This window comes from Methylobacter sp. sgz302048 (assembly GCF_052162025.1).
GTDB lineage: Bacteria > Pseudomonadota > Gammaproteobacteria > Methylococcales > Methylomonadaceae > Methylobacter.
Genome location: NZ_CP197401.1, coordinates 2,937,353 through 2,949,655, shown reverse-complemented (window position 1 = coordinate 2,949,655; position 12,303 = coordinate 2,937,353). Strand labels below are relative to the sequence as shown.

At 56.8% G+C, this 12,303-nt stretch carries 6 protein-coding genes; 4 read left to right on the top strand and 2 right to left on the bottom strand.

Annotated elements, in window-relative coordinates:
* Nucleotides 1–367 precede the first annotated feature (367 nt).
* Nucleotides 368–2,113: a multicopper oxidase domain-containing protein gene (locus tag ACTNE6_RS13305; RefSeq protein ID WP_194970727.1), complete on the top strand. Its 1,746-nt coding sequence runs from the start codon at nucleotides 368–370 to the stop codon at nucleotides 2,111–2,113.
* A gap of 92 nt (nucleotides 2,114–2,205) precedes the next feature.
* Here ACTNE6_RS13305 and ACTNE6_RS13300 read toward each other — a convergent pair whose 3' ends face one another.
* On the bottom strand, nucleotides 2,206–6,477 hold the full coding sequence (locus tag ACTNE6_RS13300) for a DEAD/DEAH box helicase (protein WP_442497078.1): 4,272 nt from the start codon (nucleotides 6,475–6,477) through the stop codon (nucleotides 2,206–2,208).
* A 451-nt stretch (nucleotides 6,478–6,928) separates the two neighbouring features.
* Here ACTNE6_RS13300 and ACTNE6_RS13295 point away from each other — a divergent pair, with 451 nt between their 5' ends.
* From ACTNE6_RS13295 to egtD, 3 genes are all read left to right on the top strand, one after another.
* The gene (locus ACTNE6_RS13295; RefSeq protein ID WP_228779148.1) at nucleotides 6,929–7,981 is read left to right on the top strand and encodes an alpha/beta hydrolase; all 1,053 of its coding nucleotides are present in this window, start codon (nucleotides 6,929–6,931) and stop codon (nucleotides 7,979–7,981) included.
* A gap of 84 nt (nucleotides 7,982–8,065) precedes the next feature.
* The gene (gene egtB / locus ACTNE6_RS13290) at nucleotides 8,066–9,373 is read left to right on the top strand and encodes an ergothioneine biosynthesis protein EgtB (protein ID WP_442497077.1); all 1,308 of its coding nucleotides are present in this window, start codon (nucleotides 8,066–8,068) and stop codon (nucleotides 9,371–9,373) included.
* Complete coding sequence (gene egtD / locus ACTNE6_RS13285) at nucleotides 9,363–10,340, top strand: L-histidine N(alpha)-methyltransferase (RefSeq protein WP_442497076.1); 978 nt, start codon at nucleotides 9,363–9,365, stop codon at nucleotides 10,338–10,340. The genes egtB and egtD overlap by 11 nt, the downstream gene beginning before the upstream one ends.
* Before the next feature lie 194 nt (nucleotides 10,341–10,534).
* Here egtD and ACTNE6_RS13280 read toward each other — a convergent pair whose 3' ends face one another.
* Nucleotides 10,535–12,289 carry an ABC transporter ATP-binding protein gene (locus ACTNE6_RS13280; RefSeq protein WP_442497075.1) on the bottom strand — a complete coding sequence of 585 codons (1,755 nt, stop codon included), beginning with the start codon at nucleotides 12,287–12,289 and terminating at the stop codon, nucleotides 10,535–10,537.
* Nucleotides 12,290–12,303 lie beyond the last annotated feature (14 nt).

Below are 12,303 nucleotides of genomic sequence, written 5' to 3'. Positions count from 1 at the left end.
GAAGTCTCTGTCAATACGATGCGACAGGCACTGACCAGATGTCTTGTGTAAAGTAGCGAATGTTTATTAAGGATGAGAGAGAAGTTGCAACGTCGGTTTGATGCCGGCCAAGCGGGTAATCAATCATTAATAGAGAATAAATAGTCTGTCCTCTAAAGCCCACTATGCAGTTATCAGATTACACCTCAATGGTTTGATCGTCATTCATACACCCATCACAAAATCCTGAAACCATTGCCATTTTTATTTTATTCGGGCGTTAAGAAAGAATTTTGCGCCATATTCGTTTAAAATAGTTGCTTTAGTATTCTTTCCGTTTTATATAGCGGCTAGTTATTTTATAAGTGTAATTTTCCGAGGTCATCCTATGCGTAAAAAACTTCTTACCATTAGTTGGGGCACAGCGATGCTCCTTATGCCTCCCTGGATACAGGCAGCTAATGATTTACCACCTTCGGCCAAAGTTGAAATGGGAGAGGTGGAAGAGGTATGTTCTGACTTCACGCCAAAAGAATGGCGCCAGGAACAGGTTATTGATGGGGTAACGATACAGGAGTCGCGATTATGCAACCCTGACAACCCTGCCGATATCGCCGCTTTTGTTAAAGGCACGAACGGCGTTTCCATGCAAACATTAATGGAAACCCAACTGGCTGCCGACGCTATCACCATGTCCGACGATATGGACGGCGACGGCGACCCTGACAAGATTGTTATCAAACTCGAAGTTATCGAGTTGAACGGTCATTCGCCTGACAGCACTGAATTGACTACCCAGTTTGACATAGCACCGGGCATAAAACCGACTTTCTGGGTTTTCGCACCTAAAACACGCGATATGTCGACCCTGAGCTTGTACGAACCCCAGGCCAATCCGCTGCTGCGTGCGCCGTCTCCGGCTATCCGCGTCGAACAGGATGACGTCATCTGGCTGGTGCTGGAAAATACGCATTACCTGCCGCATTCCATTCACTTGCACGGCATTGATCACCCTTTTATGGATCATAGCGGCCATGGCAACGACGGTGTAGGCCAGACCAGCAACATGGATACGATGCCGGGAGAAACCAAAACTTATGTGATTAAGCCGCGCCAGCCTGGCACCATGTATTATCACTGCCATGTCCAGCCCCATACGCATATTCCTATGGGCTTGCAGGGGATGTTTATTATTGAGGAAAACCGCCCGAACAACTGGGTGCAAACTTTCAACGTTGGCAACGGCCAGGTTCGTCATCCCTCAGTGGCAGTCCTGGAAAAATATTCCCGGGAATACGACCTGCATTATCAGTCTGCAGACAAGGAACTGCATGAAATTGTCGCCCGGTCAGCCAATGATCCGCGCCTGATCGCGAAACATCTGAACGTCGATTACGACGTGACCGACGCGACCGACGACTACTTCATGCTGAACGGCCGTTCATTCCCTTACACACTAAGGGAATCGTTGATCGAAATGGAGCAGGACAAGAAAGTCAAACTGCGCATTTTAAATGGCCATACCGAAGCATTTGCCATGCACATTCACGGGCACAAACCGACCATCACGCATTATGACGGCGTCGATAACGGCCCCGATTCGTATATTACGCGTGACGTGCACGGCATGGTTCCGGCTCAGCGGATTGACCTGGAGCTGAGCGGCGTCGATGACGGCTTGCATAGTTTCGGCCAGGGCATCTGGATGTTCCACGACCACGTCGAGAAGTCCTTTACAACCAATGGCACGGGCGAGGGCGGCGATATCAGCCTGGTGGTCTATAAAGACTTTCTTGATGAGAAAGGCATTCCCAAATCGCATGGCATGAGCCTTGCGCCTTATTTCACCAAAGGTTTCTGGCAGAAGAACTATCCAATCTGGCAGGACTATGATGCATGGCGCAGCTTGGGCTTGCCTGAAGTGAAAGGCGTCACCGATCAAAAAGCCGCTCCTGCACAAACAACAGCAGCGCCTGCTAAACAAGCGGCTGCAGCATCCGCGCCGGCTGTTGAAGAAGGTTCGGCCATTGGCAGACTGTTCAACGGTATCCTGTTGGGTCTGTTGAGCTATACGCTGATTGCCAAACGGAAATTCATTCTCGAACACCTGCGCAAGCTGACGAAGCAACAGTAACGGTGTAACCGGGAAGCGCCGGGTTAAAATCCGGTGCCTTGTTAAACAAAAAGCCATCGCCGGCATGTCCGGCGATGGCTTTTTTATGTCTTCTAGCGCCGGCGCAATAAGGCATTCTTGAGCTGCCATTCGTCTTGCGGCTCGACGTCCTCCAGAAAATTGATTTTTCCCTGAGCGCCGATGGCTATCGGGACGCCGTCACGGTACAGAATGCGCCGGCCTGCCTGCGCCGGCAAGCGCACTCCGGGAGTGATGATGCCGGTCAGATTCAACGGGTCGGCGGCGCTGATGGCGATCAGATCGCCGCGTTTCGCTTGCTTGCGGATCTCGCGCAGAACGCTTACCGCCTCTGGCAGCGCATACTGCTCGCCGGCAAAGCCCTGCACGAAGCGCCCGCCGCGCAGTTCGCCGCGCGCTTCCATGCGCCGGAACACATACAGCAGTTCCCGCCAGCTCGGCAGGTTGTTTTCCTGTTCCAGCACTTTCCGGAACACGACGCCATAACGGCGCAGCAAAACCTGGGCAATATGCTCGCAATGCTGATGGCGCTCCGTTTCGGCTATTGTATGCCGGCGGATCAGTGACCAGCGGCCGGCCTCCGCAAACGGATCGTAGAATGAATAGCGCTGGCTGAGCCGGTGCTGGGTTTTCTGCTCCGTGATCAGCGTGCGCAGGCCCTGAAAACTGTCGGCCGTGACCAGGCCCCAGGTGCTCAGTTCGGCCAGCGCTTCTTCCAGTTGCGACTTCAGCAGACCGGTTTCGCTGAGTAGTTCTTCGAAGAAACTGGCGCCCCATTGTTTTAACGCATCATGGACTTTCTGAGCTTTACCCGACAACTCCAGCGTTTCAATATCGGGTAATGGCGAATAGGCGCGCCAGTGCTGCAGGTGTGCGCGGGCAATGAAACTGAAGGTCGTAGTCTTGCCGGCCGGGCTCTTGCGTTTTAGGGCACCGACGGGCAGGTGCAGGCGCAGCCAGCTGATTTTGCCGGCACTGCACAGCTTATCGAGATCAGACGCTGCATAGGGCCTGATGCGGGCCGGCAGAATATCGGCTTCCCAACTGGCCGCCGGCAGGCTTAAACCTTCCAGCTGCAATAAGCGCTGTTGCAGCGCGGCCTCGCCGGCGCCCGGATCGTCCAGCCCCTGCCAACGGAATAGAAAACGCATGAAGTCAGCCGGCGCGACAGGTTCGATTTCGCTGCGCAGCTGCTTCAGCGTGTAACGGTGGATGCGGGCCAGCAAGCCGCGCTCGCACCATTCCGTGGTTTCGGTGCCCGGCGTGAACTTGCCCTGGATGATGCCGCCTTCCTGCTGCAGGGCGAGCAGGGCGAGTTCAATTTCAGATGCATCGAGCCGCATCGATGCGGCCAGCTGCGCAGCCGTAACCGGCCCCAACCCTTCCATCCGGCTGCTCAGGATTTCGACAAGCGCGCTTTCCCGGTCTGCGGCCTCGTTCGAATCCACAGGCCGGATTACCGGGTCGATCCCGGCATCGGGGAAAACCCATTGCAGCGCTTTCAACCGTTCGGCCGCGACCCACAGGCGCGTATCATCGGCTATAGTCATGACCGTTGCGCGCTTGGTTTTCATCAGCGTTTCCAGCAGCTTAGGCCAATAGTCCTGCTGCACTGCCAGCGAACCGCGTTTGCCTTCGGCTTCGGTCAGAAAGCCCAGCACGACCAGCGCATCGTGCAGTTCATCGGGCGTTTGCGCCTCAGGCCAGGCTTCCATGCGCACGCGCGCAATCGCTTCGGGATTCAGATGGCCGGTTTCGGCGGCCGTTTGCGGATCCATGAAGCGGCGCTGTTGCACGGCCAGCGTGCGCCGTTCCTCGGCCGGGGCATCGTCCAGAAACGCATAGGGCCGCGCGTTCAGGATTTCCAGCGCCAGCGGCGAAGGGCTGGCCAGTTCGCGCGCAACAATGCTGACCGTACCCTGTTCGATGCCGGCCAGCAGGCGTTCCAGGCCGTCGATGTCCATCAGCTCATGCAGGCAATCGGACAAGGTTTGGTTGACCAGCGGGTGGTCGGGCACTTCGCGGTCGCCGGCGATATTTTCAAAACAGGCGAGCTGATCGGGAAAGATCACCGCGATCAGGTCCTCGGCGTTGTTGCGCTGGAAATAGGCCGGGACTTTCTTGCCGGCGCGGTTGCGCGGCACGGCCAGGGCAGTGTTAGCAACCCAGCGCCAGCGCGTCGGAAACATCGGCGCGGCCAGCAGCGCCTGAACCAGTATGTCCCTGACGGTCGCGGCTTTCAGATAGTGTGCGGGCTCTTCCAATGGAAAACTGTGCGTCGGCCCCAGCGACAGCACGATATTGTCTTCGCTGGCTGCGGCCTGTAATTCGAAGTTGAAGCGCCGGCAAAAGCGTTTGCGCAGCGACAGTCCCCAAGCCCGGTTGATGCGCGAACCGTACGGCGAATGCACGACGAAATGCATGTCGCCGGTTTCATCGAAGAAACGCTCGAACACAATGCGCTGCTGCGTCGGCAATACGGTCAGCGCCGCCTTGGCGGCGGCAAGATACAGAAGCAGCTGCTCGGCCGCGGCGGCAGGCAGTTGCAGTTCGTCGGCCAGATAACGGTAGGCCGCTTCCTGTCCGAGTTCGAGTTTGGCGTCCAGCGTTGCGCGCAGGTCCGATACGGCCTGCGACAGTTCATCACTGCGGCCCGGCGCTTCGCCGAACCAGAATGGAATGTTGGGCGGCTGGCCGTGCGCATCCTCGACAAACACGCGGCCTTGCTCGATTTTGAGCATGCGATAGGAATTGTTGCCGAGCTGGAAAATATCGCCGGGCAGGCTTTCAAACGCGAAATCCTCATTCAGGGTGCCGACGAACAGGCTTTCCGGCTGCATGATCACATCGTAGTCGAACTGGTCGGGAATGGCGCCGCCATTCAGCAATGCAGTCAACTTGGCGCCCTTGCGCGGCCGCAGCAGGCCATTGACGGCATCGCGGTGCAGGTAGGCGCTGCGCCGGCCGCGCTGCGTGTGGAAGCCGTCGCTGAGCATTTTGACGACGTCGAGAAACGGCTCGTAGCTCAGCTCGCGGTAATGCCAGGCAGCAGCGAAGGCTTTGAACAGCTCGGTTTCCTGCCATTCGCGGCAGGCGACTTCGGCCACAATCTGCTGCGCCAGCACGTCCAGCGGCGCATCGGGTATCAGGATGCGGTCCAGTTCATCGCGCTGAATCGCAGCCAGCATGGCCGTGCATTCGACCAGATCGTCGCGCGATAGCGGAAACAGGCGGCCTTTCGGCACGGCGCCGAGCCGGTGGCCGGAGCGCCCGACCCGTTGCAGGAAAGTCGAGATCGCATGCGGCGAGCCGAGCTGGCAGACCAGATCGACGTCGCCGATGTCGATGCCCAGCTCCAGCGATGCGGTCGCGACCAATGCTTTCAGCGAGCCCTGTTTCAGGCGCTGTTCGGCCGACAGCCGGTGTTCCTTGGCGAGGCTGCCGTGGTGTGCCGTGACGTACTGATCGCCCAGTCGTTCGGCCAGGGCCGCGGCCGCGCGCTCGGCCAGACGCCGCGTGTTGACGAAGATCAGCGTCGTGCGGTGCTGTCCGATCAGCGCCTCCAGCCGGTCATAGATCTCGCCCCAGACTTCGGCTGCCATGACCGCTTCCAGCGGCGAGCCGGTGACTTCGATCTGCAAGTCGCGCCGGCGCACGTGGCCCGTATCGATAATCGTGCAATCGGTTGCTGTCGTGCCGGTCAGATAGCGCGCTATCGTTTCGATGGGCTTCTGAGTGGCCGACAGGCCGAGGCGCACGGGCGGCGTTTTGGTCAGCTGCGCCAGGCGCTCCAGCGACAGCGCCAGATGCGCGCCGCGCTTGCTGCCGGCCAGTGCGTGAATCTCATCGACGATAACGCTGCGTACGGTGCTGAGCATGGCGCGCCCCGAATCCGATGTGAGCAGGATATACAGCGATTCCGGCGTCGTGACCAGGATGTGCGGCGGCCAGCGCTTCATGGCGTGGCGCTCGGCTGGCGAGGTGTCGCCGGTGCGCGTCTGCGCGCGGATCAGCACGTCGGGCAGGCCAAAGGCGGCCAGGCCCTCGCGGATGCCGCTCAGCGGTTCTTCCAGATTCTTGTGGATATCGTTCGACAGCGCCTTCAGCGGCGAGATGTAGAGAATGCGCGTTTCATCGGGCAGCGGCGATTCCAGCCCTTGCTGCACCAGCTGGTCGATGGCGGCCAGAAACGCCGCCAGCGTCTTGCCCGATCCGGTAGGCGCCGCGATAAGCGTGGAATTGCCGGCGCGTATGGCCGGCCATGCCTGACGTTGCACGTCCGAGGGCTCATTGAAATGCGCTTTGAACCATTGGGCGATAACGGGATGAAACGATGTTAAGGGCATGGCGCTGAGTGATTGCGGGCGATAAAATAATTTGATAAAGAGGTCAGTGACATACAGAGCTCAGTTTCAACAGCTGCATAGTCTAGCATTGAAAGAGCATGGTGGGTGTCCGGAGTGAATGGAAGCGTTTTGTATTTGCCGATACAAAAGACTCAGACGATGCCTGGACAGGAAGCGCCCCTTCATTAACCGGCTTATTCCGTTTTTATGGCTGAGCAGGGGCAAGGCAGCGAAGCGCTCTTACATCCGTTGAATCGGCAATCGTTGCGGCACCGGAAAAAATATTCAACATTTAATTTATGTTGCAAGTTTCTGTATTTAAAAGTGCTCCTAATATTGTCGTCATCTTGTCTGAGTCTCTATTGCAACTTGTGCCCCGGTTAGCCCTCTATAGAACGATCCCATTGATTTTTAAAAACGCAGTAACAAAATAACGTAGTAAATCTTCCGCATGCTAAAACGCCTTATTTTCCCTTCAACGCTCAGTTTGTCTATGTTGATGCTGACGCTACTTTCAACCTGCCCCTTTCTTTCAGGCTGTACTCCCAGGATTTACAAACCCGGCCCCTATGTCCTCAATGGCGGACAAATACTGGAAAACCGCTATGTAACGTCCGATGGCATTGAATTACCGCTCAGGCAATGGCTGCCCGAGCATAGCAAGGCGTCGGCGGTGCTGATAGCGCTGCATGGCTTCAACGACTACAGTCATTTTCTGCAGCAGCCCGGCGATTTTTTCCGGCAGCAAGGCATTATCAGTTACGCCTATGACCAGCGCGGCTTCGGCGGCAGCCCGCATCGGGGCTTATGGAGTGGCGTCGATGCCTATGTGCAGGATCTGGACTTATTCGTGCGGCTGATCCGGAACAAGCATCCAGGGCTGCCGGTTTACTTATTGGGCGAAAGCATGGGCGGGGCCGTCATCATCGCGACCATGGCGCGTTCCCTGAAAACGCCCGTGGATGGATTGATTCTGGCCGCGCCGGCTGTCTGGGGACGGGAAACGATGCCCTGGTATCAGCAGACGCTATTATGGGCGCTGTCGCATACCATGCCCTGGCTGACATTGACCGGCAAAGGCGTCGTCAAAGTCACGCCGTCCGACAATATCGAGATGCTCAGAGCGCTGAGCCGCGATCCGATGGTCATTAAGGCCACGCGTGTGGAAGCGATGTCCGGCCTGGCCGACCTGATGGACATAGCACTGCACAGCGCCAAGCAGATAGAAGCCGATACGCTGGTTCTGTATGGCGATAAAGACGAGATTGTGCCAAAACAGCCTACTTACCGCTTTCTGCAGGATTTTCTGCAAACCCGTCAGCAGCGAAAAAGGGTCGCCTTTTATGAAAACGGTTATCACATGCTGCTGCGTGACCGGCAGGCCCCGATTCTATGGAACGATATCGTCGCCTGGATCAAATCATCGTCAGCGCCGCTGCCTTCCGGCGCCGATAAATACGCCGAACAGGTACTGGCGGCCGCCAATGGGGATGACAATTCCTGACGGAATATAGGGAATTCCCGGATTGACTTGAAAAGCATCCGGATTTAGGATGCCAGTCAGTTTAACTCTGATGAGGAGTTCAGCATGCGCCGTACGGATTTTGCAGTTCCCCGCAGTTCGGCAGTACCGGATCAGGCCCTTTCGGGCGAAGTGCTGGCGCAATATCAGGTCGTCAGGCATGAAACGGAACAGCTGTGCGAGCCGCTCGCCATCGAGGATTACGGCATCCAGGCCATGCCCGACGTCAGCCCGCCGAAATGGCATCTGGCCCATACTTCCTGGTTTTTCGAGACTTTTCTGCTGATGCCTTATCTGCCTGGCTATCAGGCTTTTCATCCCCGCTTCGGCTACCTGTTCAATTCTTATTACCAGACCGTCGGCAGTTTTTTCCCGCGTCCTCAGCGCGGCTTGCTGTCTCGGCCGACCGTCGAGGAAGTTTACCGCTATCGCGCCCATGTCGATGGCGCGATGGCGGAACTGCTAGCCAACACGAATGATTCCCGGCGCGATCAGATCATGTTCCGTACCGTGCTGGGGCTGCACCATGAACAGCAGCATCAGGAACTGCTGTTGACCGATATCAAATATAACTTCGCATTCAATCCGTTGCGCCCGGCTTATCGGCCAGCGCCCGAGCCTGTCGGGAAACCGCCGGTTTTGATGCAATGGCTGGGTTATGACGGCGGCCTTCGAGAGATCGGTTTCTCGGGCCCAGGCTTCGCCTATGACAACGAAACACCCCGGCACAAGGTTTTTTTGGAGGATTTTCAATTGGCCTCGCGCCTGGTGACGAACGGCGAATTTCTGGCCTTTATCGAGGACGGCGGTTATCGGCGCGCCGATTTGTGGCTCTCCGACGGCTGGGCGGCCTTGCTGCAAAGAGACTGGCAGGCGCCGCTTTATTGGGAGAAGCCTGACGGCGAATGGTGGACCCTATCGCTGGCTGGACTTAGGCGCCTGGATCTGAGCGAGCCCGTCTGTCATGTCAGTTTTTATGAGGCCGATGCCTATGCGCGCTGGTGCGGCAAGCGCTTGCCGGGCGAAGCGGAATGGGAGGTTGCAGCCCAGGACTGCGAGCCGCGCGGCAATCTGCGCGAAGCCGGCTTCCTGCAGCCTGTGGCCGCCGAAGACGGCACATGGAACGGACCGGTCCAGTTGTTCGGCGATGTCTGGGAATGGACGCAAAGTCCTTACCGGCCTTATCCCGGATTTCAGCCGCTGAGCGGCTCGCTGGGCGAGTACAACGGCAAATTCATGTGCAATCAGATGGTGCTGCGCGGCGGTTCCTGCGCGACGCCTCAGTCGCACATCGCGGCCACATACCGCAATTTCTTCTATCCTGCCGACCGCTGGCAGTTCATGGGCATACGGCTGGCTAGCGATGCAGACTGAGCTGATCGGGCCGCATCTTCGGTTTTCGGACCTTAAGCCGCCACCGGCTGATTTCCGGCGCGAGGTCGTCGAAGGTCTGCGTCTACCGCAGAAAACGCTATCGCCGAAGTTTTTCTATGATGCCGAAGGCTGCCGGCTGTTCGAGGCGATCTGCGATTTGCCCGAATATTACCCGACCCGCACCGAAATCGGCATCCTGAGCGAACACGCAGAAGGCATCGCCCGAATCCTGGGGCAGGGCGATACGCTTATTGAACTGGGCAGCGGCAACAGCCGCAAGGTCCGGTTGTTGCTGGAGGCGCTAAGGCCGGCTGTTTACATCCCGGTCGACATTGCCAAAGAGCACTTGCTCGTTGCCAGCCGCACACTGGCGGCCGATTATCCGTGGCTGGATATTCATGCGGCCTGCCTTGATTACTCGGAGCATTTCGAGATGCCGTTTCTGCCGGATGCGCAAAGGAAAGTCATTTTTTTTCCGGGCTCCAGCATCGGCAATTTCGAGCCGGCAGCGGCGGAAAACCTGTTGCGCAGCATAGCGCAATGTGTGCAGCCCGATGGCGGCCTGCTGATCGGCTTCGATCTGAAAAAAGATGCAAGCCTATTGCATGCGGCCTACAACGACAGCGCGGGCGTGACGGCGTTGTTCAATCTGAACCTGCTGCGCTGCATCAATGCCAAAGCGGCGGCGAATTTTGCCCTCGACCGTTTTCACCATCATGCTTTCTACAATGAGCCGCAAGGGCGCATCGAGATGCATCTGTGCAGCGAATCCTGTCAGCAGGTTGTCGTGGCCGGCGAAACGTTTGATTTTCTGGATGGGGAGTCCATTCATACGGAGAATTCCTACAAATATAGGATCGAGGAATTCCGGTCTCTGGCCCTCAGCGCCGGATTCGAGCCGGGGCACTGCTGGTGCGACCGGGACGGATTGTTTTGTGTGCATTACTTTGCCATTGGCAGTGCTTAAATATCAGGGCTAGGATCAGATGTGGGGGCGACTAAAGTCGCCCCCACATTTTTAAACTCCGACGTTTCCGCAGTGAGCTAAGGAACTGCACTTAACCAGCGTCAAACGTTTCGGGCGGGGCAACATGCCCCGTCCGGCTGTGTTGCTAATGCTGTGTCCTGTTTGCCCTAGATTGTTTGGTGAAAACTTGCAGCTCACTCTCCCAGAAAATCCCCTTTTTGATGCTGCCACATGGCGTAATACTTGCCTTTCAGGGCGAGCAGCTGCTCGTGCGTGCCCTGTTCGATGATGTTGCCCTTGTCCAGTACGACGATGCGGTCCATGTTCAATATCGTGGACAGCCGGTGCGCGATCACGATGGCGGTCTTGTTCTCGATCAGCTCAAAAATGGCCACCTGGATCTGTTTTTCGGTCAGCGAATCGAGCGCGCTGGTAGCCTCGTCCAGCACGACGATGGGCGCATCTTCGAGAAACGCCCGGGCAATGGCGATGCGCTGCTTTTCGCCGCCGGACAGCTTGACGCCGCGTTCGCCCACCAGCGTATCGAATCCATTGGGCAGTTTCTCGATGAATTCCAGGCTGCGCGATTTCCGGGCTGCATCGATCAAGCGTTCTTCCGGGATATCTTCACCCAGCGTGATATTGTCCCGCACCGAGCGGTGGAAAAGCTCCGGCTGCTGCGGCACCATGGAAATCTGCTGGCGCAGGGCAGGCAGCGTAAAGGCTTTGGCGGGCATGCCGTCGAAAGACAGCGTGCCTTGCTGCGGGTCGAGGAAGCGGAACAGCAGTTTGGTCAACGATGATTTGCCGGAACCGGACGGCCCGACCAGAGCGACTTTCTCGCCGGGTTTGATAGACAGCGAGAAGTTTTCGAACAGTTTCGGCTGGTCGGGATTCGACGGGTTATAGCTAAAGCTGATGTTATCAAAGCGTATCGCACCTTCAGTGATCTTCAATGGCTTCGCGTCGGAGGCATCGACTTCCAGGTCCCGCTGCCTGAACACATCGGCCATCTCGGAGGCATCGGCCAGCGCCGTGAAAAAATTGCGGAAATTGCGCCCGAATTCCCACAAACGCTGGATCAGCATGAGCATGATCGATTGGAACAGCACGAATTCGCCGACCTGGAAGTTTCCGGCCTGCCATTTGCGGATCATCAGATAAACCAGCAGCAGCTCGATGCCGAAGGTCATCAGGCCTTGTACGGCAAAAGAGACAAACATCAATATCCAGGCGATTTTCTTCTTGCGGTAGACGAAATCCGACGCCTGGTTGATCTGAGCCTGCTCCCTGGCTTCCAGGGCAAAGCTTTTGACGATGAAGATATTGCTGATGGCGTCCGAAAAAGCGCCGCCGACTTTCGAATCGCCTTTGGCCACGGCTTTGTCGAAGCGCAGTTTCCAGATTGAATAGCCGATGTTCCAGGCCACGAACAGCACCACCCAGGCCAGGAAATAAATCGCGAACTGCGACTGCTGCCGGTAGAAGATCACGAACGAGATCGCGACCGCGACAATATTCATGAAGAACTGGAACAGGAACCAGTCCATGATGATTTCAAAAGACCTTGAAAAGCGGTTGGCCTGCTTGATCAGGCTGCCTGAAAAGCTGTTCTCGAAAAAGGCGTATTTCTGTTTTTTCAGCACCTCGAAACAGCGTTTTTCCAGCAAGTTGACGCCGCCGCCATCGAGCGGCACGATTGCGACTTCCAGCAGGCGCCATGACAGCCAGATGCAGGCGTAGATCAACGCGATCGTCTTCAGATTGTCCAGCAAAGAAGCCAGGGTCGCATCGGAGTAGGGCTTCGCCAACCCGTTGGCGATGTTTTTGTAATAGAGGGGCGCCGACAAATCCAGCATAACGGCGCAGACCAAAGCAAACAGCGATAACAGAAAATACCACTTTTTCTGCCAGATAACCCGGCCGTATTCTTTAAATATAATGTCCATATGTAATGTTGAGT

Coding starts and splice junctions, on each gene's coding strand:
- ACTNE6_RS13305 (WP_194970727.1), top strand. CDS start 368: ATGCGTAAAAAACTTCTTACCATTAGTTGGGGCACAGCGATGCTCCTT.
- ACTNE6_RS13300 (WP_442497078.1), bottom strand. CDS start 6,477: ATGCCCTTAACATCGTTTCATCCCGTTATCGCCCAATGGTTCAAAGCG.
- ACTNE6_RS13295 (WP_228779148.1), top strand. CDS start 6,929: ATGCTAAAACGCCTTATTTTCCCTTCAACGCTCAGTTTGTCTATGTTG.
- egtB (WP_442497077.1), top strand. CDS start 8,066: ATGCGCCGTACGGATTTTGCAGTTCCCCGCAGTTCGGCAGTACCGGAT.
- egtD (WP_442497076.1), top strand. CDS start 9,363: ATGCAGACTGAGCTGATCGGGCCGCATCTTCGGTTTTCGGACCTTAAG.
- ACTNE6_RS13280 (WP_442497075.1), bottom strand. CDS start 12,289: ATGGACATTATATTTAAAGAATACGGCCGGGTTATCTGGCAGAAAAAG.